A 24,029-nucleotide genomic window follows, 5' to 3' on the forward strand; every position below is an offset into this window, starting at 1 on the left:
CATCAACACGCTACCAAAAAGTGGGGGTTGCTGTCTGCTGACTATACTGATGTTAAAACGCTCATTTGAGAAAGCTCGGCAAGAGACTGAAAGTAAATGAGTTGTTAACTCTTACGAACTGGCTGCCGCGGTACAGAGCCACATAAAATCAACAGGGAAATGAGGGTTTAGTCATGTTCAAGCTCGGTGATATTACCGTGAGCCGCAAATTGATTTTGCTGCTCGCACTGGCGTTTGTCGGTTTTGTCTCGCTGCTGCTTATCTCGGCCAACGCGCTCCAGCGCAATCTGATGAGCGAGCGAGAGGCGCGGCTCAATGCGGTACTGGAGCAGGCCATGAGCCAGATCCAGTTTCTGGCCAGCACCCTGCCAGCAGAGCAGGCTCAGCAGGAGGCGCGCAAGCTGCTGACCAACACCCGCTTTGATGGCAACAACTACCTGTTCGTCATCGACGAGAACCGCACCATGGTGGTTCACCCCATCCGTCCCGAACTTGTCGGCCAGAAGATGGGTGAAGGAGGTGCCGCCACCGCCGGGCAGTTCTGGTATCAGATGGTGGATATCGCCAAAGGGGGCAAACAGGGCACTCTGCAATATGTGTGGGTCGGCCCGTCCGGTGAGACCGCCGACAAGCTCTCCATGGTCTCCGGCTATCAGCCTTGGGGCTGGATCCTCGGTTCCGGCATGCTGCTGCAGGATATTCAGCAGACCATCTGGGCCCAGTACATGAAGATGGGTACCGCCACCGCCATCGTGATCCTGCTGATGGGGCTGCTGGGCTGGCGCATCACCCACTCCATCGTCTCCCCCCTCAGCCAGATCAACCACGCCATGCAACGGGTCGCCAAGGGGGATCTGGTGGTAAGCATCCCGGTACAGGGCAAGGATGAGTTGGGAGTGGTCGCCCGCTGCACCAACCAGAGTCTCGATGCCATCCGTCACGCCCTGCTGGAGGCCAGCCAGGGGGCTCGCAACGTGGCGGATGCCGCCCTGCGCATCGCCGCCTCTGCCGAGCAGACCAATCAGGCGGTCACCAGCCAGCGGGATCAGCTGGCCCAGCTCGCTACCGCCATGAACGAGATGAGCGCCACCATCTCCGATGTGGCCGGGCACGCCGAAAATACCGCGCGGGATACCCAGGAAGCGACCGGTGAAGCAGGACTCGGCAACCGCGACGTTCACGCCAGCGTGCACGGCATCAAGGCGCTGGCCACCGAGGTGGAGCAGGCCACCCAGCAGGTCAACCAGCTTAAAGAGGGAGTGATGCAGATCAGCGAAGTGACCGCCGTCATCAGCGCCATTTCGGAGCAGACCAACCTGCTGGCCCTCAACGCCGCCATCGAAGCAGCCCGCGCCGGTGAGCAGGGCCGCGGCTTTGCCGTGGTGGCCGACGAGGTGCGCCAGCTGGCCAGTCGCACTCGCCAATCCACCGAAGAGATCCAGAGCACCATTGCCCAGCTGCAGCAACGGGCCGTCACCGCCGCCAACGCCATGGATACCAGCCGCAAACTGGCAGAGAGCAGCGTCAACCAGTCCCAGCAGGCGGGGCAGGATCTCACCCTGATCGTCAACCACATCCAGCATGTAAGCGACATGGCGACCCAGATCGCGACCGCCGCCGAGCAGCAGAGCATGGTGGCCGAGGATATGAACCGCAATGTCAGCGGCATCAACGACTCGGCGCTGGAGATGTCCCAGTCCGCCTCGCAACTGGCGCAGGAGAGCGAGTTGCTGGCCGGTCTCTCCCGCAGTCTGGATGAGCGACTTGCGGTGTTCAAACTGGGCAAGGAGTCAGCTGCAGCGCCAATGATGGCTCCCGTATCTCCCCCCTCCGGAGAGCAGCGCACCCGTCATTGATGGCGTCAATCCGTGTCGCCTTGTCACCCAACCTGCCAGCCAAGCTGGCAGGTTTTTTTTACGTCAGCAACACGCAATCAACATGCATCTTATCGACATATTCAACGTTAATCGGTGCCATTCACAGATAAGAGAACAATTTAAAAACAGCCAGTTAGAATGATTTTCGCGCCATTGAATGGCGCATTTAAACATTTAACTTCAAATAATTAATCAATGCAGTGCACAATGCTGATGGCCGAACATTTGGCCCATCACTAACCATCTAGTCATTTGGCAAACTGACCGAAAGGTCGGGACGCAAAGCCTCCGGTCTACAGACGTTTTGTCCAGGATAGCGGGGTTGCCACACGCAAGTGTGCATCGGGGATCTCCCCGGCCAACTGACTGCCCACATCTATCGAACAGAGGAATGTATGGCAGCAAAAATCCAACTCAATCACATCGCGGCGATGCTGGCCCTGCTGGCCAGCGGCAGCGCCCTGGCCCGGCTACATCAGCCAGCCCGAGAGCCGCAACTACCTGTGCAAAACCGGTGGCAACAGCCAGTGTGGCGGCGTGCAGTGGGAGCCCCAGAGCGTGGAGGGCCCATCAGGCTTCCCGCAAACCGGCCCGCAGGATGGCCAAATCGCCTCGGCGGGCAGCCCGCGCTGGAGCGAGCTGAACATCCAGACCAGCGACCGCTGGACCAAGCGTGAAGTACAGCCCGGCCCCTTCGCCATCAGCTGGACCTTCACTGCCAACCACGTCACCCGCAACTGGCGCTACTACCTCACCAAGCAGGACTGGAACCCCAACCAGCCGCTCACCCGCAACTCGTTCGACCTGACCCCCTTCTGCGTCATCGACGGCAACATGGTGCAGCCGCCCAAGCAGGTGACCCACAACTGTGTCCTGCCGGAGCGCACCGGTTATCAGGTGATCCTCGGCGTGTGGGAAGTGGGCGACACCAGCAACAGCTTCTACAACATCATCGATGCCAAGTTCAAAGATGGCAGCCAGCCGCCGCTGGAGTGGAGTCAGGCCGGCACCATCTACCCCTCCATCGACCTCGCGGCAGGCGACAAGGCGATGACCCGGGTATTCGATGCCAACGGCGAGCGCCCCGATCTGCAGACCGTGCTGACCATCACCACCGCCGAGCAGGGCCAGAAGAACAACTGGGCTCATGCCCTCGCCAGCAAGATCAACGCCGAGCAGAGCCTGATCCGCGCCGGTCAGCAAGGAGCCGATGGCCAGTTCAATCCGATCTACGGCATGAACCCCGTCTATCTGAAGCGAAACAGCAAACTGGAGCGAGTCGAGATTGACCTGCAACAGCTGCAACCGCCAGTGGTGGACAGCATCAGCGTCAGCGGTCTGGCCAGCGACTATGTGCTGGACAACGGCAAGGCAACCCTCGATTTCACCGTCACCGCACAGGGCGATCTGGCCGTCACCAACACCCTCTATGACCACGGCGGCGTCGCCAAGGGTGAAAGCAGTGCCGACATCAAGGACAGCAGCCACACCTTTACCATGGCGCTGGAAGGGCTCAAGGCAGGTCACCACCAGCTGGTGATCAAGGCCACTCCGAAAGCGGGTGGCGAGACCATCCAGCAGACCATGGATCTGATGTTCAAGGAGCAGAGCAGCGGCGAATACGACTTCGTCTTCCCAAACTCGCTCAAATCCTATGCCGCCGGCACCAAGGTGCAGCAGCCGAAAAATGGCAAGGTCTATCAGTGCAAGCCCTTCCCCTACAGCGGCTACTGCCAGCAGTGGACCACCACTGCCACCCAGTACGAGCCGGGTATCGGCTCCCACTGGCAGATGGCGTGGGATGAAGTGAAGTAACTCGCCACCGGATAGCAGAAGGGGAGCCATTGGCTCCCCTTCTGTCGTCTCTTCCGATTCAAATCTGGAAGTCGATGGCAGGCTCGCTGCCCATGGCGCGGGCCTGAATATCCGCCAGCGCCAGTTCGGGGTTGCAGAGCTGGATAAACTGCCAGGCAAAGTTGTGCTGGAACTGCCCCTGCTTGAGGCCAATCCAGGCGGTATGGGGGGCAAACAGATGGCTGCCATCAAGCTGTACCAGCCCCTGATCCCGCTGTGCGTCGAACGCCATGTCGGCCAGTATGCCGACCCCCATCTCCAGCTCGACATAGGTCTTGATGACATCGGAGTCCTGCGCCGTCAGCAGGATCTGCGGCTCGATGCCAGCCGCAGCAAACGCCTCATCCACCCGCACCCGCCCGGTCAACCCGGCTTGATAGGTGACGATGGGCCAGTTGGCCAGCGCCGCCAGCGTCAGATCCCGCTCGCCTGTCAGCGGATGTTGCCCGGGCACCACGATGTTGTGGTGCCAACGGTAGTAGGGGAATGCCACCACCCCTTCGCTCTTGTCGAGCTGCTCGCTGCTGATGCCGATATCCACCTCGCCGGTCTGCACCAGCCGCACTATCTCCTCCGGGCTGCCCTGACGCAACTCCAGCTGCACCAGCGGGAACTGCTCGCGAAACGCCTTCACCACCCGCGGCAGGGCATAGCGCGCCTGGGTATGGGTGGTCGCCACCAGCAAACGGCCCGAGTCGCGGTTGGCAAAGGTACTGGCCAGTTTGCGGATGTTGTTGGCGTCATTGAGAATGCGCTCGGCAATCACCAGCAGTTCCTTGCCAGGCTCGGTCATACCGAGCAGCCGCTTGCCGTAGCGGATGAACAACTCGATCCCCAGCTCCTCTTCCAGCTCGCGGATATGGCGACTCACCCCGGATTGCGAGGTAAAAAGGGCGTTGGCCACCTCGGTCAGGTTGTAATCCCGCCGCGCCGCCTCCCGGATAATGCGTAACTGCTGAAAATTCACCTTGTCGCCTCCTGCGAAGAGTGGGTGACACAAGCTGGTCACCCCCTCATTTTTGTTATTTGGCCGGATCATGCCCCGGCAGAGCGCCTGAACCCGGGTAGCCATGCCACCCGCAACACAACATCAAATCTGGTAATCGGGATAGAACTGCGCCTGTCTGGCCACCAGCCGCACCCCCTGTCCCGGGGCAAACTGCTTGGCCGCCTCCTTGCTCAGCTCCGCCTCATAGTGGGCCCCTTTGGTTTCGCCATCGCCACGCAGCTCCACCCGAATGCGTGGCCCCATGGGCAGCAGACGGGTGATGGTGGCACGGATCCCGCCCGGCGCATCGGCTGGCAGAATCTCCAGTTCATGGGGACGAACATAGGCGATGGCGGCACTGCCGTGGGCCAGATGAGAAGCCGACGGCCCGCCGAGCAGCTGCTCGCCGACACCGAATCCCTGCTCCGCCACCCGACCGCGGAACTGGTTCACGCTGCCAAGGAAGCTGTGGACGAAGGAGCTGGCGGGCTGGTCATAGACCTCGGCCGGGGTGCCAATCTGCTCGACCCGTCCGGCGTTCATCAGCACCACCCGATCTGCTACCTCCAGCGCCTCCTCCTGATCGTGGGTGACGAACAGGCTGGTGACGTGCAGCTCGTCGTGCAACTCGCGCAGCCAGCGGCGCAGCTCCTTGCGCACCTGCGCATCGAGGGCGCCGAAGGGCTCGTCCAAGAGCAACACCTTGGGCTGCACCGCCAGCGCGCGGGCCAACGCAACCCGCTGACGCTGACCGCCGGAGAGCTGGGTCGGATAGCGCTCGGCCACGTGGCTGAGTTGCACCAGATCCAGCAGCTCCTTGACCCGGGCGCGAATGGCCGCCTCGGCCGGGCGCTCGCTGCGCGGTTTGACCCGCAGGCCAAACGCCACGTTCTCGAAGACTGTCATATGGCGAAACAGGGCATAGTGCTGGAACACGAAGCCGACGTTGCGCTCGCGCACATGGAGATCCGAGGCGTCCTCGCCACGGATGATGACGCTGCCACTGTCGGCCTGCTCCAGCCCGGCGATGATCCGCAGCAGAGTGGTCTTGCCGCAACCGGAGGGGCCGAGCAGCGCCACCAGCTCACCGTCGTGAAAGTCGAGGTTGATGTCTGCCAGCGCCGCGTACTGATTGAAATGCTTGTTGAGTTGTTGAACCTGAATGCTCATGGCTGCCTCTTTAAAACGGTGATCAGTGAGATTTGGTGGGCTGGGCACGCAGCCGGGCCAACAGGGTTTCACCCAGCAGGGTAAAGATCCCGAACAGAGCCAAGAGGCTTGCCACCGCAAAGGCGGCGCCGGTCTGGTACTCGTTGTAGAGGATCTCGATATGCAGCGGCAGGGTATTGGTTTGGCCGCGAATATGACCGGAAACCACCGACACCGCGCCAAACTCCCCGACCGCGCGGGCGGTACAGAGCAGCAGGCCATACATCAGGCTCCAGCGAATGCCGGGCAGGGTGACGCGCCAGAACATCTGCAGACCGCTCGCCCCCAGCATGATGGCCGCCTCTTCCTCTTCCGGGCCGCGCGCCTCCATCTGGGGCAGCAGCTCGCGCACCACGAAGGGCACGGTAATGAAGGTGGTGGCCAGGATGATCCCCGGGGTGGCGAAGATGATCTATGTCGTGCTCGCTCAGCCAGTCACCAAACCAGCCGCGGCTGCCGAACATCAACACCAGCATCAGACCGGCGATCACCGGCGACACCGAGAAGGGCAGATCGATGATGGTGATGAGCAGCTGCCGACCGGGGAAGCGGAAACGGGCGATAGCCCAGGCCGCCGCAATCCCGAACAGCAAATTGAGTGGAACCGCACAGAGGGTCACCAACGCGGTGAGACCGAGGGCGCTCAAGGCATCCGGCTCGCTGATGGCGTGCCAGAAGAAGGCCAGCCCAGGGCTCAGCGCCTGAATAAAGACGGTGGCCAACGGCAGCAGCAACAGGGCGGCAAACCAGCCCAAACCGACCGTGATGAGCAGCCACTTGACCCACTGGGGTTCACGGATCACGACCGGTGCCTTGCGAGCGGGGGTCGCCTCCACAGAGGCCGCCTCAATGGCGATAGCAGATGAACTCATATCCGGCTCCCTCCGATGCGAGACCAGCTCCAGGCCTGCAACTTGTTGATTAGCAGTAACAAAATGAACGAAATCAGCAGCATCACCACGGCGATGGCGGAGGCACCTGCGTAGTCATACTCTTCCAGGTGGCTCATGATCATCAGCGGCGCGATTTCCGAGACCATCGGCAGGTTGCCGGCGATGAAGATGACGGAGCCGTACTCCCCCACCCCACGGGCAAACGCCAGCGCAAAACCGGTGAGCAGGGCAGGCACCAGGGTCGGCCAGAGCACCCGCAGAAAGGTCTGCCAGCGATCGGCGCCGAGGCTGGCGGCCGCCTCCTCTTGCTCGGTTTCAGCCTCCCGCAGCACCGGCTGCAGGGTACGCACCACAAACGGCAATCCGATAAAGGTGAGTGCGATGACCACCCCGATAGGGTTGTAGGCGAGCTGAATGCCGAGCGGCGCCAGCAACTGGCCGATCCAGCCGTTGGGGGCGAAGATGGCGCACAGGGCGATGCCGGACACGGCGGTCGGCATGGCAAATGGCAGGTCGATCAGCGCATCCACCAGACGACGACCGGGGAAGGTGTAGCGCACCAGGATCCAGGCCAGGATCAGGCCAAACAGGCTGTTGAGCAGCGCCGCGACAAAGGCCGCCCCGAAGCTCAGGCGAAAGGAGGCGAGCACCCGGGGTGAACCGATCACCTGCCAGAACTCGGCGGCGGTCAGGTTGTTGATCGCAAACAGCACCAGGGCCGAGAGCGGCAACAGCACCAGCAGGCCCAGATAGAGCAGGCTGAACCCCAAGGTGGGGCCAAAACCGGGCAGGACAGAATAAGAACCAAATCGCATAACACATCCATCTGTTATGAAGAATTTTCGATATGGTGATTCTGCGCACTCCCCTCATCGGCAACAAACATCAATTGCGACTTTGCTAATCACTTTTTTGTCTAACCGCAGAGTCACAAGGCTCTTGGCGCACTCCAAATAAAAAAAGGTCTTTTATATAAATAAAAGACCTAAGAAATGGAGCAATACGGAGCGGAGCATTCAAAGAACGGGGGCATGGAGTAGCCAGCGAAAAGCGCGCTCGCCAACCCTCCAACCACTTCACAGATACCTAGCGAAAGCCCAGTACGACCGGCCGGGTCGATGCGGTCTTGACCGGTGCAACTACCAGCTCACCACGGCGGTAGAGTGCCCCCAGCAAATGCAGCCCCTGATGCCAGTCCCCATGACCTGACTGGGCATTGATATGGCCCGCCTCACCGGCATCGAACAGCGGCACCTGCCACTGACGGCTCCAGTATTCGGCCCGTTCAAAGCTCATCCAGGGATCATTGCGGCTGGCCACCAGCTGGGCCGACACCTGCAGCGGCCCGGCCAAGGCCTCATCCGCAATGCCAAAACGGGCGGGATCGGCGGGCGCCACCAGAAAGATCGAGGCCACCTTCTCCGGCTGCAAGCGGGCCGCCGCAATGGCAGTCAGCGCGCCAAAAGAGTGAGCCACCAGATGAACCCGGCTGCGGCGACGTTTCAGCTTGCTCGCCAGCTTGGCACTCCAGACCCTGAGGTCCGGCTTGTCCCAAGGTAGCCCGATCATCCGCTGCCATTGGGGAAAATGATCGTGCCAGCGGCTCTGCCAGTGATCCGGCCCACTGTTGTGCAGACCGGGAACCAGGAGGATCTTGTTCATCTTGGTGCTCCTATCGGCTGGCACAGGGGCCAGTTCAGTGATGGATAACGAAGCTATCAACGACCCGGCTGATAGATCTGGTCAAACAGACCGCCCTGGGCGAAGTGTTTCTTCTGGGCTTTCTCCCAATCCCCTTCCAGATCCTTGACGGTAAAGAAGGCAAGCTGCGGGAACTGGGCTGCCGTCTCCTTCAGGATCGCCGGGTTGCTGGGGCGATAGTGATGTTTGGCGACGATATGCTGCCCCTCGTCAGAGTAGAGATAATCGAGATAGGCCTTGGCCACCGCTTCGGTACCGTGCTTCTTGGCCACCTTGTCCACCACCGCGACCGGCGGCTCCGCCAGAATGGAGACCGAAGGCACCACCAGCTCGAACTTGTCGCTGGCACCCGCCTGACCAAGCACCAGCAGGGCTTCGTTCTCCCACGCCAGCAACACGTCACCGAGACCGCGCTCGGTAAAGCTGGTGGTGGCACCGCGGGCGCCTGAGTCCAGCACCTTCACGTTCTTGAAGAGATCGCCAACAAACTGCTTGGCCCCCTCTTCACTGCCGCTCTTCTTCAGGGCATAGCCCCAGGCGGCCAGATAGTTCCAGCGTGCCCCGCCGGAGGTCTTGGGATTGGGAGTCACGATGGCGACATCCTTGCGCACCAGATCATCCCAATCCTTGATCTGCTTGGGATTACCCTTGCGCACCAGGAAGACAATGGTGGAGGTATAGGGCGAGGCGTTGTTGCCGAGGCGACTCTGCCAGTCGGCAGCGGTCAGCCCCTCCTTGGCAACGGCGTTGACGTCGTAGGCAAGCGCCAGCGAGACCACGTCAGCTTCCAGTCCGTCCACTACGGCGCGAGCCTGCTTGCCAGAGCCACCGTGAGACTGGCTCACCACCACATCGTCACCGGTTTTGGCCTTCCACTCCTTGGCAAAGGCGGAGTTGTACTCCTGAAACAGCTCGCGGGTCGGATCGTAGGAGACGTTGAGCAGGTGTACTTCCGCGGCGTAGGCCTGGCCAAAGGCCAGCACGGAGAAGAGGGAGAGAGCGGTCATTCGCAGTTTCATGGTGATACTCCATATCGTTGGGTTGAGAGCAGCATGCCGCGGAGTTGTTATGCCGAGAAGAAAGAAATAACTCTTTGCTTATCTCTTTTGCTCATATCAGGCAGCCAGTCACACGCCACAAGGAGCCAGACGCAGACTCTGTGAGCCATGCCCCTCTGTGACCTCAATCGCTGTGCCATCATGGGAACAAGGCAGGCAGATGACGAAAAGGAAGTCGTTATGTGGATCAATGCAGAACCCGTCAACGGTGCCCTGGTCTCGCTGGCCATCGGCCTAATCATCGGACTGGAGCGGGGCTGGCAGGTGCGCCAGCTGGGGGATAACCAGCGCATCGCCGGGATGCGGACCTACGGCCTCATCGGCCTGCTCGGCGGGGTATGCGGTTTGCTGCTGCCCACTCTGGGCCCCTGGCTACCGCTGCTCGGCCTGCTGGCGGTGGTGATCGGTTGCGGCCTCTCGGTCTGGCTGGCCCAGCGCTGGCAAGGGGAGTTCGGCCTCACCAGCTCGGTAGCCATGCTGCTCACCTATTTGCTGGGGCTGATGTCGGTACTGCTGAGCCCGAGCGAAGCGGTGGCCTGCGCCGTGCTGGCCGCCCTGTTGATGGGTTTGAAGGGACAGATCCAGCAGGGGATGCTGTTTCTCAGCGAGACCGAGTTTCACGCCACCCTGCGCTTTCTGCTTATCTCGCTGGTGCTGTTGCCGGTGCTGCCCAACGAGGAGATGGGGCCCCTCGATGCCTTCAATCCCTTCAAGATCTGGCTGATGGTGGTGGTGATCGCCGGCATCTCGTTTTGTGGCCACTTCGCGGTGCGCCTGCTCGGCACCCGCGCCGGGCTGGTACTCACCAGCATACTGGCGGGCTTGGCCTCCTCCACCGCCCTCACCCTGCAGTTCGCCCGCCTCAATAAGGAACAAGGGGGGCTGGAGCGGCTGCTGGCCACCGGCATCCTGCTGGCGGGGGCCACCATGTGGCTGCGGCTGCTGGTACTGGTGCTGCTCATTCACAGCGAACTGGCGATGCGCCTCATCGCCCCCCTGTTGCTGCTGGCCACCACAGTCTACGGCTGTGCCTTCTGGTTCTGGCGTCAGCGCGAGGAGCTGACTGACGGCCCGGTGCAGCCGGAAACCAGCAACCCGCTCGATCTGGCCACTGCCATCAAGTTCGGCCTGCTGCTGGCACTGATCGGCTTTATGGCAACGCTGCTGCAAGACAAGGTGGGCAACTCGGGGGTCTATCTGCTGGCGCTGGTGTCGGGGATCACCGACGTGGATGCCATCACCTTGTCGCTCTCCCAGCTCTCCCACAAGGAGCTGGCGCTGGAGGTGGCGGCCCGCGGCATCCTGCTAGCCGGGCTGGTCAACTCGCTGGTGAAGGGGCTGCTGGCCCTGGGGATAGGCGGCCGCCGGCTGGGACTGCGGGTGCTGCTCCCCTACTTCGTCTCGGCCCTGCTGATCCTGCCCCTCGTCTGGCCCGCAGGTTGACGGGGATCACCCGCCAGAAGTGACAGACTGACGCCTCTCGCGCTTGTCACGTATACTGCCACCTCTTGCAGCATGAGGAGGTAGCAATGGCGAGCGACTGGGACAAGGTACTGGCAGGCGGGGCACTGGATAGCCAGAGCGAGGAGATAGCCAACGACCGGATCCGCGGTCAGGCGCTGCTGGCCAAGCTCAACGGTTCATCGGCGGGCGATGGCCCTTTGCGCCAGCAGATTTGCCGCGAGCTGTTCGGCCACTGCCCCGACTCCTGCTGGATCAGCACGCAGTTTACCTGCGAATTCGGCCGCAACATCCATATCGGCGAGAAGACCTTCTTCAACTTCAACGTCACCATTCTCGATCTGGGCGAAGTGCATATAGGCAGCCATGTGCTGCTGGCCCCCAACGTGCAGATCTACACCGCCACCCACACCATGAACTATCTGGAGCGACGCAACTGGACCGCCTACAACAAGCCGGTGCGGATCGGTGACGACTGCTGGATTGGCGGCGGCGCCATCATCTGCCCCGGCGTCACCATAGGGCCGCGCTCCATCATAGGTGCCGGCGCCGTGGTCACCCGCGACATCCCGGCCGACTCGGTGGCGGTGGGCAATCCGGCCAGGGTGATCCGCACCCTCAAACAGGACGAGGAGCGCTGCTGGGAGTTGGCCCAATGATGGCGCTGGCGCTGCTGCCACTGGGCGCCGCCCTCTGGCTCGGCCTCGACGAGCAGCAGTGGTGGCCGCTGGCCGTGTTGCTCTCCATGAGCCTGCTCACGGTAGCCGCCTACGCCTGGGACAAGCGGCAGGCGGTACGGGGTGAGTGGCGCATTCCCGAATCGAGGCTCCATCTGCTGGAGCTGTGCGGCGGCTGGCCGGGGGCGCTGGTTGCCCGCCAGTGGCTGCGCCACAAGACCCAGAAGCGCAGCTACCGGCTGGTCTTCTGGTTTATCGTGCTGCTGCACCTCACCCTGTGGGCGCTCTGGGTCGGTCGACCCCTCTGGCAGCAATAGCCACCTGGGTAACAAGATTGTGGCTTGGCCGCCCCCTCTGGCAGCAATAGCCAACTGCATCACAAAGGCGAAACGGGACCCATTGCGGCCAATTGGCGGCTGTGAGAAAACAGAACGGATCCCATCAGCGTTTTCGCCGTTTATAGACGACAAGGAGTCGTGACATGACCATGTGGACAGGCATAGTCCTGATCGTATTTATCAGCCTATTGTTCGGATATCTCGGCAAACGGGCCCGCTATCAGATGGGGGATGCCCGCATCACCGACCGCCTCGGCAAGCAGGATATGATCATCAGAGAGTTGCAGGAGCGGATCGCCAATCTGGAGGCGATCGTCATCGAGGAAGAGAAACGGCGCCCGTTTCGGGAGCTGTGATTTTTCGCCATCAGGCGTCAGATAACCAAAATTCAAATCAAAGAAAGAGGGCTGCATGATGCAGCCCTCTCTCGTTTCAGCAAATTCAGATTGCCAGCGGCAGCAACTCGGCATAATCGCGGATCGCCGGAAAAGCGGTGATGCTCTGCTCCGGCTTGCAGCTATCCGGATTCTGGATCGCCAGCTGATAGCCAATGCCATAGTCGGCGGCAGCCCGGAGGATCCGCTCGCTGTCATCCACAAACAGGGTACGGGCCGGATCGAACGCCAGCCGCTCGGCCAGCGCCTGCCAGCAGTGCTGGCTCTCCTTCGACCAGCCCAGCTCGTGGGTACTCACCATCAGATCCAGATGGTCGGCAAGACCGAGTTGCGCATCCTTCACCGACAGACTGGCGGGGTGGGCGTTGGTGAAAAGCACCAGCTGCTTGCCCGCGGCGCGCAGCTCGGCCAGAAAGGGGATGGCGTGGGGACGCCACTGGATCTTCGCCAGCAGCTCCTGCTTGAGGGCACGAATATCGAGCCCCAGGGTCTCGCTCCAGTAATCCACGCAGTACCAGTGGAGGGTGCCGTTGACGGCGTGATAGTGGACGTCGATCTGCGCTTTGGCTTCATCCAGCGGCAGACCGAGCCGCTCGGCGTAACGCTCCGGCACCAATTGCTGCCAGAGGTGGTTGTCAAAATGCAGATCGATCAGGGTGCCATCCATATCGAGCAAGACGGTATCTATCTGGTGCCAGGGCAAGGTGGTGGAGCGGGAGTGTGGCATCGGGCCTCTTGATCGCGGATCTCGGAAAACGGGGCGGCAGTATAACGGATTTTTCCTCCCCCTTTGCCATCCCTGGCCCGTGGTGTTCGGTGTGAGAGTCGTTTACTCTTGAAGCACGATTTTTTAACGAGCAGCCAGCGTCCGATGAGCGACCCCCACAAGAGCAAACCCGAGCACATCTCAGCCGACCAACTGGATCACCCCAAGAGCAAACCGGAGATCCTCAAGGCCGAGATCGTGGCCGAGAGTCGGCTGTTCAGAGTGGAGTCCCTCCACCTCAAATTCTCCAACGGCGAAGAGCGGGTTTACGAGCGGATGCGCGGCGGTAATCGTGGCGCCGTCATGGTGGTACCGCTGTTCGATGCCCACACCCTGCTGCTGGTGCGCGAGTATGCCGCCGGCACCCACTCCTACGAGCTGGGCTTTCCCAAAGGGCTGATCGACCCGGGCGAAGATGCCTTCGAGGCGGGTAACCGGGAATTGATGGAAGAGGCGGGCTTTGGCGCCAACAGCCTGACCTTGCTCAAGCAGGTGTCGCTAGCGCCCGGTTACTTCTCCAGCCGGATGGATATCCTGCTGGCCCGGGATCTCTTCCCCGAGCAGCGGATCGGCGACGAGCCCGAACCGCTGGAAGTGATCCCCTGGCCGCTAAACCGGATAGACGAATTGCTGGCGCGACCCGACTTCACCGAGTCGCGCAGCATCAGTGCCCTGCTCTTGGCCCAGAAGTGGCTGGCGGAGCAGGCAAAGTAGCCCGCAGACGGGCAGTTAACAGACAGAGGATAACGAGATGCAGGAGTTGTTGGCCTGGGTGCCGGGGGTCAAGGAGATTGCCCGCGAAGCCGGAAGGATCCTTCACGACATCTATCACGGCGGTCAGTTCGAGCGTCAGCTGAAGGAGGATGCGACCCCGGTCACCAGTGCCGATCTTGCTGCCGATGCCTACCTCAAGCAGGCGCTCTCGGCGCTCACTCCCCACGTTCCCGTGCTGACTGAAGAGGCGGCCGACATCCCCTTCAGCCAGCGATCCAACTGGCGGCAGTACTGGCTAGTGGATCCCCTCGACGGCACCGGCGAATTTATCGCGGGCAGCGGCGACTTTGCCACCCTGATCGCCCTGGTGCGGGACAATGTGCCGGTGCTCGGGGTCATCTACGCCCCCGAGTCCAACGTGCTCTACTGGGCGGTGCGCGGCTACGGCGCCTTCAAGGAGGTGAACGGCGAGGTACTGCCCATCAGCGCCATGCACCACGAGCATGACCAGCCCGACTCGCTGGTGGTCGCCATCAGCCGCCGCCAGAAGCTGGAAAACCTCACCCGCCGTCTCAACCCGGCCATCAACTACGAGCTGATCCCGCTTGGTTCCAGCTCCCTCAAATCCTGTCTGGTGGCGGAAGGTGCGGCCGATTGCTACGTGCGGCTCGGCCCCACCGGCGAGTGGGATACCGCCGCCGCCCAGTGCATCGTCGAAGCAGCCGGTGGCCGCATCCTCAGCCTGGCGTTGCAGCCACTCAGCTACAACGAAACCGAGTCGCTGGAGAACCCGGACTTTATCGTGATGGGGGATCCGGACCTCGCCTGGGGCAACATTCTGGCCCACTAGGCGGATAGCGATATCATCACACCAGACAAGCAGGCGGCCCGATGGCCGCCTGCTTTTTCAGGGAAGTTGCCCCGGGTGATGGCCGGTGTGATCCGCTGGTCAAGGCGCTCTTGAACAGCGTGATACGCTGGCAAAGCGGCAAAATGATAGTGAAACATCACAATCGGTCGGCGAGAAATGGTGCGATTTTTCACGTAATTCTGAAAACACCTGATTAGCCAAAATAAAAAAATGGCAGTAGATCAAATTTTGGTTTTATATTTCACAAAAACCACCAATATCAGTTTTGTTGCATTCTGCGATCCAGATTTCATTCCCAATCTCGCTGGCTAAACCCCGCAATGACAGTGATATGTTTCAGTCTCGCTTTTTGAGAATTAAATCCCGATAAACCACAATGAACTCAGATTAAAACACTAACAAAAAGTGAATTAGTAATGAGTTTATCTGTAGAGGCGACCAAGGAGCTATCCGGTTCCTGCACCACCACGTCCAGCACCACCCGCTGGCGCCGTCACGACACCCACTGGGTCATCAGTCTGTTTGGCACCGCCGTTGGCGCCGGTATCCTGTTCCTGCCCATCAATCTGGGTCTGGGCGGGATCTGGCCTCTCGTCATCGTCGCGGTACTGGCAGGCCCCATGACCTTCCTGGCCCACCGCGGGCTGGCGCGCTTCGTGCTCTCATCGTCACGCCCCCACGCCGACTTCACTGAAGTGGCGGAGGAGCACTTCGGCAAAATGGCCGGCCGCCTTATCTCGGCGCTCTACTTCCTCTCCATCTTCCCGATCCTGCTCATCTACGGGGTCGGGCTGACCAACACGGTAGAGAGCTTTATGGTCAACCAGCTCGGCATGGCAACCCCGGATCGGGTGATGCTCTCCGGCCTGCTGGTGTTTGCCATGATCGCCGTGATGCTGGCGGGTGAGAAGGCGATGCTGCGCGCCTTCGCCTTTATGGTCTATCCGCTGGCGGCCATTCTGGCGGCCCTCTCTTGCTACCTCATTCCCCAGTGGCAGTGGCCAGAAGTAACCGCGTTTGAGGGGGTCAGCTTCCTCAATACCGTCTGGCTGGCGCTGCCGGTCACCGTGTTCGCCTTCAGCCACGCCGCCGCCATCTCCGGCTTTGCCAACGTGCAGCGTCGTGAATATGGCGAGCAGGCAGAAGCCAAGAGCGGCCTGATCCTGCGCAACACCACAGTAATGCTGGTGGGCTTCGTGCTGTTCTTCGTCTTCTCCTGCGTGCTGAGCCTCTCGCCAGCCCAGCTGGCCGAAGCCAAGGCCCAGAACGTCTCTGTGCTCTCCTATCTCGCCAACATCACCGATAACCCGGTGATCGTGACTCTGGGGCCGCTCATCGCCTTTATCGCCATCAGCTCCTCCTTCCTCGGCCACTTCCTCGGTGCCCGCGAAAGCCTGAAAAGCCTGATCGCCAAGCCCACCGGCCTGCCGCTGGCCAAGGCGGACAAAGTCGGTATCGCCCTGATGTTCTTCTCTATCTGGGGTGCCGCCGTCATCAATCCGGGCATTCTGGGGCTGATGGAGACCCTATCCGGCCCGGTTATCGCCATGATCCTGTTTATCATGCCGGTGATTGCCATCTACAAGGTGGAGGCGCTGGCCCGCTTCCGTCACGGCTGGACCAACGGTTTTATCCTGCTGACCGGGTCGCTGGCGGTATCGGCGCTGATCTTCAGCCTGTTGAAGTAACGACTCGCAGCAGAAAACAAACAGAGAGGCGACCCAGGGGTCGCCTCTCTTGTCTCTGTTCGGGCGTGAACTCAGCCCAACTTGGCGCCGTTCTCCACCGCCCGCTCGGGAATAGCCATCACTACGGCGCCATCCGGCCGATAGAAACCGGTCAGCAGAAACTCCGAGTGAAACGGGCCGATCTGCTTGGTCGGGAAGTTGACTACGGCGATGATCTGGCGGCCCACCAGCTGCTCTGGCTGGTAGAGCGCGGTGATCTGGGCGCTGCTCTTGCGTATCCCCAGTTCGGGGCCAAAATCCGCCCACACCTTGTAGGCTGGTTTGCGCGCTTCGGGGAACGGCTCGACCCGCACCAGGGTGCCCACCCTCAGCTCCACCATCTCGAAATCCTGCCAGCTAATCGTCTCCATTTCGGCTCCTGTTTATCGTGCACCTTGCATGACCCGCAGCATGGCCCAAAGAGAGCATCCCGTCTTCGGCAATCAGCCGTTTCGTTACGGCAGGTGGCCGTTTTGCTGGCGCCAGAGGGACGGAGTGAGCCCGGTCTCGGTCAGGAAGCGCTCGCTGAACGCCCCCTGATTCTGGTAACCGCAGCGGCTGGCAATCTCGCCAACGGGCAGTTGCGTACCGGCAAGCAGGGTACGCGCCAGCGCCATGCGCCGACTGCGAATGTAGTGGGAGACGCTCACCCCCAACTGCTGGCGAAAAGCGAGCTTGAACTGGCTCTGGCCAAGGCAGGCGATGGTGGCGAGTTGCTGATTGGTCAGCGGGGCGGCGAGGTTGGCATCGATATGGCGTTGCACCTTGAGGATGCGGGCGGCAAGACGCGGGGTGGCAGTGCTCTGCATCCCCTGCCCTTCCGCCAGCAGGGAGAGCCACACCTGCTCCATGCCCACCACCTGCCGCCCCTCGGCCACCATGCGGTGCAGAAACGCGAGGTAGTGGCGCTGGGGCTCATCCAGCTCGATAAAGGGGCAGGCCGCCAGATCGCCGGGTAGCCAGTCGCTCTCCTGCACCAGAAACGAAAGCGCGGGATCGGCAGCGTAGTCGTGCCGCTCGCCGGGGGCGATGACGCAGGCAGAACCGGGGGCAAGCCTGCGCCCCCGGCCCTGCACCTCGATCTCGAGGGGGCCGTCGAGGGGGATCACCAGCTGGGCAAAGTCGTGGCTATGGCTGCAGACGTGGTGGTGATAGTGGCGCAGGCTGAAGCGGGACATGGCTGATAGCAATGACGCGGCCAGGGCCGCGTCATTGGGGGTTATTCCTTGTCGAAATCTTCGATCTCTTTGCCCAGCGCTTCCATGATGGCGCGTGCTTCGGCAGGGACGCTGTCCGGATGATCCTTGCGCAAGTCTTCGTCGCAAGGGAGCGGCTGGCCGGTGAAAGCGTGCAGGAAGGCTTCACAGAGCAGCTCGCTGTTGGTCGCATGACGCAGGTTGTTCACCTGACGGCGGGTGCGCTCATCGGTCAACACTTTCAACACCTTGAGCGGGATCGAGACGGTAATCTTCTTGACCTGTTCGCTCTTCTTACCGTGTTCCGCGTAGGGGCTGACGTAGTCGCCGTTCCACTCTGTTCCCATGACTCACCTGTTCTCATTTAGCCGTGAGCGCGGATTTTAACCCTTAAGGAAATTAATGGCAATCCAACAGCAAAGCCATTTAGACGTCTGGAAGTGTTGACGGCTTTTTTAAGCTAGCGTAGTGTGGTTGACCATGAGCCCGCAATGGCGGGATGGCGCGTGGCAGCAATATGCCGGCGTGTGAAGAGACATCAAGGAGAGTGATATGACCCACAAGGCCACCCTGGCGGTTCGCACCGGGATTGAGACAGACCAGCAACACGGTGCCGTGGTGCCGCCTATCTACCTCTCCAGCAACTACACCTTTGCCGACTTTGGCGAACCCCGTCAATACGATTATGCCCGCTCTGGTAATCCGACCCGCACCAATCTGGCGGACGCGCTGGCGGCGCTGGAAGGGGGCGCTGGCGCCGTGGTTACCGGCACCGGCATGGGCGCCGTCCATCTGGTCACCACAGCACTGCTCAAGGCGGGAGATCTGCTGATCGCCCCCCACGACTGCTACGGCGGCACCTGGCGCCTGTTCGAGTATCTGGCGGCCAAGGGCCACTACCGGGTGCAGTTTGTCGATCAGGGGGATGAGGCCGCACTGGCCGCCGCGCTGGCCCTGAAGCCTGCGCTGGTATGGGTGGAGACCCCCTCCAACCCGCTGCTGCGGGTGGTGGATATCAGCGCCATTGCCAGCGCCGCCCACGAGGTGGGTGCGCAGGTGGTGGTGGACAACACCTTCCTCTCCCCCCTGCTGCAACAACCCCTGGCCCTCGGTGCCGACGTGGTGGTGCACTCCACCACCAAGTACATCAACGGTCACTCCGACGTGGTGGGCGGAGTGGCGATCGCCAAGGAGGCCGCACTGGCCGAGTCGCTGGTGTGGTGGGCCAACTGTCTGGGGCTCACCTCCGGGGCGTTCGACTCCTACCTCACCCTGCGCGGCCTGCGCACTCTGGCCCCCAGATTGCGCACCCATCAGGAGAATACCGATCGCATCCTCACCTTCCTGCAACAGCAGCCGCTGGTGAAACGCATCTATCACCCCAGCCTGCCGAGCCATCCGGGCCACGATATTGCGCGCCGTCAACAGTCCGGCTTCGGCGCCATGCTAAGTTTTGAACTCGATTGCAGCGAGGCAGGCATTCGCGCCTTCCTCGCGGCCCTCACCCTCTTCTCGGTGGCCGAGTCCCTCGGCGGGGTGGAGAGTCTGGTGGCCCATCCGGCCAGCATGACCCACAGGGCCATGACCCCGGCGGCGCAGCAGGCAGCTGGTATCAGCGCCCAGCTGCTGCGGTTGTCGGTCGGTATTGAACACGGTGAAGACCTGGTGGCCGATCTGGCTCAGGCTTTTGAACAGGCGCAGCAGGCAGAACAGGTAGCGAAGTAATGGAACAGCAGCAACAAGGAGAGATCGCGGTGGCAGCAGAAGCAGGATTGAAGCGACGTCACGTCCACAAATTTGGTGGCAGCAGTCTGGCGGATCCGGTCTGTTATCGCCGGGTCGCCAGTATCGTTGAACAACAGGTGGGCGGGGATGAACTGATCGTGGTCTCCGCCGCCGGCAAGACCACCAACCGGCTGATCCAGCTGGTGGAGCTGGCCGAAGCGGGGGATGAAGCCGCAGGTGAAGCCATCTCTGCCCTACAGGCCTATCAGCAGAGCCTGATCGACGGCCTGCTGGAGGGTGAACTGCAGCTCGACCTGAGCAAGCAGTTGGCCGACGACATGCAGCTCATCGCCAAGACGCTTGAGGGGCAGTTTGACCGCTTCGCCCGCAACGGCCTGCTCGCCTTTGGCGAGGTGTGGTCGGCGCGCCTGCTGGCGGCCCTGCTCACCAGCCGAGGCGACAAGGCCATCTGGCTCGATGCCCGCAGCTTCCTGCGCGCCGAGGATGGCGCTCTGGTCAAGGTGGATACCGCCCTCTCCAGCGAGCTGCTCAAGGCACGGCTGGCCGAACATGCCGGTCGCATCGTGGTGACCGGCTTTATCGCCGCCGACATGGAGGGGCGCTCCCTGCTGCTCGGTCGCAACGGTTCCGACTACAGCGCCAGCCTGTTGGCACTGCTGGCGGACGGCGAATCCACCACCATCTGGAGCGATGTGGCCGGGGTCTACAGCGCCGACCCCCGTCGGGTGAAGGAGGCGCGTCTGCTGGAGCGACTGAGCCTCGCCGAAGCCAACGAGCTGGCCCGCCTTGGCTCTTCGGTATTGCACTCACGCACCCTGCAACCTGTGGCCGACAGCCGCCAGCGCCTCACTTTGCGCTGCAGCTACAACCCGGACGAGGGCTGCACCCATATCCTGCGCCGCGCCCCCCGCTCCGGCGGCGCCCGCATCGTCTCCTCGGTGGATCAGATCGCCCTCATCGAGCTGAAGGTGCTGCCGCAGACCAACTATGAGCAGACGGTGGCCACCATCGAGGCCCATCTGGCCCGTCACCGCCTCAACCCGCTCACCCTGCAGCGCCAGCCGGATCGCCGGATCCTGCGTCTCGCCTACACCCTCGAGGTGGCACAAGGCGCCTTCGAGCTGCTGCGCGACTTCCAGCTGCAAGGGAGCTTCACCGGCCTCATCCAGAAAGAGGGGTTCAGTCTGGTGGCGCTGGTCGGCGCCGGTGTCACCGACAACGCGGAGCAGTGTCATCGCTTCTATCAGCTGCTGGCAGATCAACCGCTGGAGTTCGTACAGGTGGCCCGAGATGGCCTGAGTCTGGTGGCCGTGCTGCGTCAGGTAGTGCTTGAGCCGCTGCTCATCGCCCTGCACAGCGCCCTCTTCAGCCGCCCGAACCGGGTCGGTCTGGTGCTGTTCGGCAAGGGCAATATCGGCGGCCACTGGCTAAGCCTCTATGCCCGCGAAAAAGCACGGCTGGAACATGAACTCAATCTGGCGCTCACCCTCTACGGGGTGTTCAGCTCGGAAGGCGGCCTGCTGGATGAAGAGGGACTCAACCCCCTCAAGGTACAGGACAACTTCAACCCCAAACCGCTGATCTGGCCGGAGTTGCTCTCCCAGCTTGAGCAGCACGGCTTCGATGCGCTGATTGCACTGGACATGACCGCCAGCGAGACGGTGAGCCGCTACTACCCGGACTTTGCCCAGCTCGGCATTCACATAATCGCCGCCAACAAGTTTGCCGGTGCCGCAGACAGCGAGTTCTACCAGCGCATCAAGCAGACCTGCCGCGACCATCAGGTGCAGTGGCGCTATAACGCCACCGTGGGCGCCGGGCTGCCGATCCAGTCCAGCATCCAGATGCTGCGCCAGAGCGGCGACCGCATTCAGGGGGTCTCCGGCATCTTCTCCGGCACCCTCTCCTGGCTGTTCCAGCAGTATGACGGCACCCGCCCCTTCTCCGAGCTGGTGGACGAGGCGTGGCAGCACGGCCTGACCGAGCCGGATCCCCGCGAAGATCTCTCCGGTCAGGATGTGCGGCGCAAGCTGCTCATTCTGGCGCGGGAAGCGGGCTTCGAGCTCGACTCCGCCGATATCGAGCTGGAGAATCTGGTGCCCGTCACGCTGCGCAAGGTGACCGCCGATCAGTTCATGGACAGACTGAAAGAGCTGGATGGCCCGATCCAGACCGCCTTCGAAGGGGCCAAGCGCCTCGGCAAGGTGCTGCGCTACGTGGCCCGCTTCGAGCATGACGGCAAGGCGCGGGTCGGACTGGAGGCGCTGGAGCCCCATCACCCGTTTGCCAACCTCTTGCCGTGCGACAACATCTTCGCCATCGAGAGCGACAGCTACCGCACCAACCCACTGGTGATTCAGGGGCCGGGGGCGGGTCGGGAAGTGACCGCCGCCGCTATCCAGTACGATCTGTGGCAGATCTGCGCCAACCTCTAAGGCTGATATGCAAAGGGAGCTGCGCCTCAGCTCCCGCGCACAATAAAAAAGCCCGAGTCGATGACTCGGGCTTTTTGCTGAATGCCGCTTCGATTAGGAGAAGCAGGCCTGCAGCACGTAGAAGATCGCGATAGCCAGAATGGCACCGGCAGGCAGGGTGATGATCCAGGAGACCACGATGTTGCGCAGCACCCCCAGATTCAGCGCCGCAATACCGCGCGCCAGACCGACCCCCATCACAGCACCGACCAGGGTCTGGGTGGTAGAGATGGGCAGACCGGTACCGGAGGCAATCACCACTGTCGCGGCAGTCGCCAGCTGGGCAGCAAAACCACGGCTCGGGGTCAGGTGAGTGATGCCGGTACCGACCGTCGCCATCACCTTCTCGCCCATGGTCGCCAGACCGATCACGATACCAATACCGCCAAGGGGCAGGATCCACCAAGCAATGGCAGCCTGACTGGAAATCTCGCCACCGGAAGCCACGATAGAGGCCACCGCAGAGAGCGGGCCAATGGCGTTGGCCACATCGTTGGAGCCGTGGGCAAAGGCCATGGCACAGGCGGTGATCACCATCAGGATGCCAAACACCTTCTCCACGTTGGCGAAGTGCATCTTGCTGTCATCCTGCGGGTTGTACTTCTGGCCGCGAATGTAGATCCAGCCGGCAAACGCCACTGCGATGGAGATGGCGATGGAAAGCAGAATGCCCTCGCCATCGCTCAGGTGCAGACCGACGTGGGTCAGCCCCTTCTTGATGGTCACCAGACAGATCACCAGCGCAGTCAGGAACATGTAGAACGGCACATAGCGCTTGGCGTTGTTCAGGGGATCATCGGTGTTGAAGATAAGCTTCTGCACGCTGATGAACATGAAGTAGGCGATGACACCGGAGATGGCCGGGGTGATGACCCAAGAGCCGACGATACCGCCAAACTTGCTCCACTGCACCGCTTCCGGGCCAATGCTCACCACCGCAAAACCGACGATGGCGCCGATAATGGAGTGAGTGGTGGAAACAGGCCAGCCGAAGTAGGAGGCGAGGATCAACCAGGCACCTGCCGCCAGCAGGGAGGCGATCATGCCGAGCACCAGCAGGTCCGGGCTATCGACAAACGCATTGCTGTCGATGATGCCGTTACGGATGGTGGCCGTCACTTCGCCACCGGCCAGATAGGCACCGGCAAATTCGAAGATCATGGCAATGATGATCGCCTGACGGATGGTCAGGGATTTGGTGCCGACCGATGTTCCCATGGCGTTGGCCACGTCATTCGCGCCAATGCCCCAAGCCATCAAAAAGCCGAACAAGGCCGCCACGAGCACCAGAGTGGTGCCGTAATTCGCGATAATGTCCATTAATAGTGTTTACCCAGTCAGTCGATTACGAACGAGCCAGCATCAGTTCCAGACGGGCGCCTACGCGCTCAGCCTGATCTGCCAGGTCACCTACCCATTCGAGGATCTTGTAAAGGAACATCACATCGATCGGATTGTAATTGTGCTCAACCGCTTGCAGCTGTTGGCGCAGTCCGATCTGCATGGTGTCTGTATCGTCCTCGATCAGATCCAGCTGGTGGATCATCTCGGCAACCATTTCCACTTCCCGTCCTTTGAAGCCGGTCTCGAGCAGCTCGTCGAGCTCCCCGATCGCTTTCTCGGCCTGAGCGGTCGAATCAATACAACGTTTGAGGTAAGCCATGAAATCCGTCCGCATTTCGGCGGGGAACTCCATGCGACGACCAAGCATGCGGCCGGAGATATCCTTGGCACGGTTGGCAATCTTGTCTTGCTGGGTCAACAGCTCCAGCAGGTCGGTACGTGCAACCGGCAGGAACAGGCCGCGAGGCAGTTTCAGACGGATTTCACGCTTGAGGGTATCTGCCTCTTTTTCCAGTTGGGCGATCTGCTGCCGGATCTTCTCGGCATCTTCCCAACGGTCTTCGGCAACGGCGTCAAAGAAGGGAACCAACTGCTGGGAGCACTGGTGAACCTTGACGATATGCTTCTGCAGCGGCTTGATGGGGGACTTGGCAAAAAGCCCCAAAATAGTATTTACTGGCATGGCCAAACCTGTGTCGGTGAAAAAACACTCGATACGATTTTATGAGGCGCGCATGGTA

Annotated in this window: 21 protein-coding genes, 2 pseudogenes and 1 riboswitch; of the genes and pseudogenes, 11 read left to right on the plus strand and 12 right to left on the minus strand. The window is 61.5% G+C overall.

Going from position 1 to position 24,029, the window contains the following annotated elements; translation table 11 throughout:
- Window positions 1–173: 173 nt before the first annotated feature.
- Together ACTG20_RS20330 and gbpA are read left to right on the plus strand one after the other, a co-directional pair.
- On the plus strand, window positions 174–1,856 hold the full coding sequence (locus ACTG20_RS20330; protein ID WP_194495249.1) for a methyl-accepting chemotaxis protein: 1,683 nt from the start codon (window positions 174–176) through the stop codon (window positions 1,854–1,856).
- Window positions 1,857–2,121: 265 nt separating this feature from the next.
- A riboswitch (cyclic di-GMP riboswitch) is annotated at window positions 2,122–2,207 on the plus strand.
- Window positions 2,208–2,272: 65 nt separating this feature from the next.
- Window positions 2,273–3,692, plus strand: a pseudogene (gene gbpA / locus ACTG20_RS20335) (N-acetylglucosamine-binding protein GbpA).
- Window positions 3,693–3,750: 58 nt separating this feature from the next.
- Here gbpA and cbl read toward each other — a convergent pair.
- From cbl to ACTG20_RS20365, 6 genes and pseudogenes are all read right to left on the minus strand, one after another.
- A complete protein-coding gene (gene cbl / locus ACTG20_RS20340) occupies window positions 3,751–4,698 on the minus strand; it encodes an HTH-type transcriptional regulator Cbl (protein ID WP_194495245.1) in 948 nt (315 codons plus the stop codon).
- Between the two features lie 123 nt (window positions 4,699–4,821).
- Window positions 4,822–5,889, minus strand: coding sequence for a sulfate/molybdate ABC transporter ATP-binding protein (locus ACTG20_RS20345; protein ID WP_058058577.1), 1,068 nt, complete (start codon window positions 5,887–5,889; stop codon window positions 4,822–4,824).
- A gap of 22 nt (window positions 5,890–5,911) precedes the next feature.
- A pseudogene (gene cysW, locus ACTG20_RS20350) lies at window positions 5,912–6,800 on the minus strand (sulfate ABC transporter permease subunit CysW).
- A complete protein-coding gene (gene cysT, locus ACTG20_RS20355; protein WP_040067348.1) occupies window positions 6,797–7,636 on the minus strand; it encodes a sulfate ABC transporter permease subunit CysT in 840 nt (279 codons plus the stop codon). Before cysT ends, cysW begins: the two are co-directional and overlap by 4 nt.
- A gap of 271 nt (window positions 7,637–7,907) precedes the next feature.
- Window positions 7,908–8,483: an RBBP9/YdeN family alpha/beta hydrolase gene (locus tag ACTG20_RS20360; RefSeq protein ID WP_194495243.1), complete on the minus strand. Its 576-nt coding sequence runs from the start codon at window positions 8,481–8,483 to the stop codon at window positions 7,908–7,910.
- A 56-nt stretch (window positions 8,484–8,539) separates the two neighbouring features.
- The gene (locus tag ACTG20_RS20365) at window positions 8,540–9,541 is read right to left on the minus strand and encodes a sulfate ABC transporter substrate-binding protein (RefSeq protein ID WP_194495241.1); all 1,002 of its coding nucleotides are present in this window, start codon (window positions 9,539–9,541) and stop codon (window positions 8,540–8,542) included.
- Between the two features lie 219 nt (window positions 9,542–9,760).
- Here ACTG20_RS20365 and ACTG20_RS20370 point away from each other — a divergent pair, with 219 nt between their 5' ends.
- The 4 genes from ACTG20_RS20370 (at window position 9,761) to ACTG20_RS20385 (ending at window position 12,412) form a co-directional block, all read left to right on the plus strand.
- Window positions 9,761–11,023, plus strand: a complete 1,263-nt coding sequence (locus ACTG20_RS20370) for an MgtC/SapB family protein (RefSeq protein WP_194495239.1) — start codon at window positions 9,761–9,763, stop codon at window positions 11,021–11,023.
- 86 nt (window positions 11,024–11,109) lie between these two features.
- The gene (locus ACTG20_RS20375; protein ID WP_439987374.1) at window positions 11,110–11,700 is read left to right on the plus strand and encodes a sugar O-acetyltransferase; all 591 of its coding nucleotides are present in this window, start codon (window positions 11,110–11,112) and stop codon (window positions 11,698–11,700) included.
- Window positions 11,697–12,035, plus strand: coding sequence for a DUF1294 domain-containing protein (locus ACTG20_RS20380; protein WP_194495237.1), 339 nt, complete (start codon window positions 11,697–11,699; stop codon window positions 12,033–12,035). The genes ACTG20_RS20375 and ACTG20_RS20380 overlap by 4 nt, the downstream gene beginning before the upstream one ends.
- A 164-nt stretch (window positions 12,036–12,199) precedes the next feature.
- On the plus strand, window positions 12,200–12,412 hold the full coding sequence (locus ACTG20_RS20385) for a hypothetical protein (RefSeq protein WP_040067337.1): 213 nt from the start codon (window positions 12,200–12,202) through the stop codon (window positions 12,410–12,412).
- 85 nt (window positions 12,413–12,497) lie between these two features.
- On the opposite strand, the gene yrfG is transcribed toward ACTG20_RS20385, so the two are convergent.
- The gene (gene yrfG, locus ACTG20_RS20390; protein ID WP_194495235.1) at window positions 12,498–13,178 is read right to left on the minus strand and encodes a GMP/IMP nucleotidase; all 681 of its coding nucleotides are present in this window, start codon (window positions 13,176–13,178) and stop codon (window positions 12,498–12,500) included.
- Window positions 13,179–13,322: 144 nt separating this feature from the next.
- On the opposite strand from yrfG, the gene nudE reads away from it, so the two are divergent.
- The 3 genes from nudE (at window position 13,323) to ACTG20_RS20405 (ending at window position 16,490) form a co-directional block, all read left to right on the plus strand.
- The gene (gene nudE, locus ACTG20_RS20395) at window positions 13,323–13,931 is read left to right on the plus strand and encodes an ADP compounds hydrolase NudE (protein WP_194495233.1); all 609 of its coding nucleotides are present in this window, start codon (window positions 13,323–13,325) and stop codon (window positions 13,929–13,931) included.
- Between the two features lie 37 nt (window positions 13,932–13,968).
- The gene (gene cysQ, locus ACTG20_RS20400) at window positions 13,969–14,781 is read left to right on the plus strand and encodes a 3'(2'),5'-bisphosphate nucleotidase CysQ (protein ID WP_005357849.1); all 813 of its coding nucleotides are present in this window, start codon (window positions 13,969–13,971) and stop codon (window positions 14,779–14,781) included.
- 437 nt (window positions 14,782–15,218) lie between these two features.
- The gene (locus ACTG20_RS20405; RefSeq protein WP_194495231.1) at window positions 15,219–16,490 is read left to right on the plus strand and encodes an aromatic amino acid transport family protein; all 1,272 of its coding nucleotides are present in this window, start codon (window positions 15,219–15,221) and stop codon (window positions 16,488–16,490) included.
- A gap of 71 nt (window positions 16,491–16,561) precedes the next feature.
- Here the strand turns inward: ACTG20_RS20405 and ACTG20_RS20410 are convergent, their stop codons facing one another.
- From ACTG20_RS20410 to metJ, 3 genes are all read right to left on the minus strand, one after another.
- Complete coding sequence (locus tag ACTG20_RS20410; RefSeq protein ID WP_194495229.1) at window positions 16,562–16,900, minus strand: tRNA-binding protein; 339 nt, start codon at window positions 16,898–16,900, stop codon at window positions 16,562–16,564.
- A gap of 84 nt (window positions 16,901–16,984) precedes the next feature.
- Window positions 16,985–17,707, minus strand: coding sequence for an AraC family transcriptional regulator (locus ACTG20_RS20415; protein ID WP_194495227.1), 723 nt, complete (start codon window positions 17,705–17,707; stop codon window positions 16,985–16,987).
- Between the two features lie 41 nt (window positions 17,708–17,748).
- Entirely contained in the window at window positions 17,749–18,072 is a 324-nt protein-coding gene (gene metJ / locus ACTG20_RS20420; RefSeq protein ID WP_005343046.1) for a met regulon transcriptional regulator MetJ, read from the minus strand.
- 205 nt (window positions 18,073–18,277) lie between these two features.
- On the opposite strand from metJ, the gene metB reads away from it, so the two are divergent.
- A complete protein-coding gene (metB, locus tag ACTG20_RS20425) occupies window positions 18,278–19,450 on the plus strand; it encodes a cystathionine gamma-synthase (protein WP_194495225.1) in 1,173 nt (390 codons plus the stop codon).
- On the plus strand, window positions 19,450–21,906 hold the full coding sequence (locus ACTG20_RS20430; protein WP_194495223.1) for a bifunctional aspartate kinase/homoserine dehydrogenase II: 2,457 nt from the start codon (window positions 19,450–19,452) through the stop codon (window positions 21,904–21,906). Before metB ends, ACTG20_RS20430 begins: the two co-directional genes overlap by 1 nt.
- Before the next feature lie 93 nt (window positions 21,907–21,999).
- Here the strand turns inward: ACTG20_RS20430 and ACTG20_RS20435 are convergent, their stop codons facing one another.
- Window positions 22,000–23,265 (minus strand): inorganic phosphate transporter, encoded by a 1,266-nt coding sequence (locus tag ACTG20_RS20435; protein WP_005343043.1) that lies wholly within the window; start codon window positions 23,263–23,265, stop codon window positions 22,000–22,002.
- 25 nt (window positions 23,266–23,290) lie between these two features.
- Window positions 23,291–23,971, minus strand: a complete 681-nt coding sequence (locus ACTG20_RS20440) for a TIGR00153 family protein (RefSeq protein ID WP_439987375.1) — start codon at window positions 23,969–23,971, stop codon at window positions 23,291–23,293.
- Window positions 23,972–24,029 lie beyond the last annotated feature (58 nt).

The sequence above is a fragment of the Aeromonas sp. 84A genome (assembly GCF_051919345.1).
GTDB lineage: Bacteria > Pseudomonadota > Gammaproteobacteria > Enterobacterales > Aeromonadaceae > Aeromonas > Aeromonas veronii.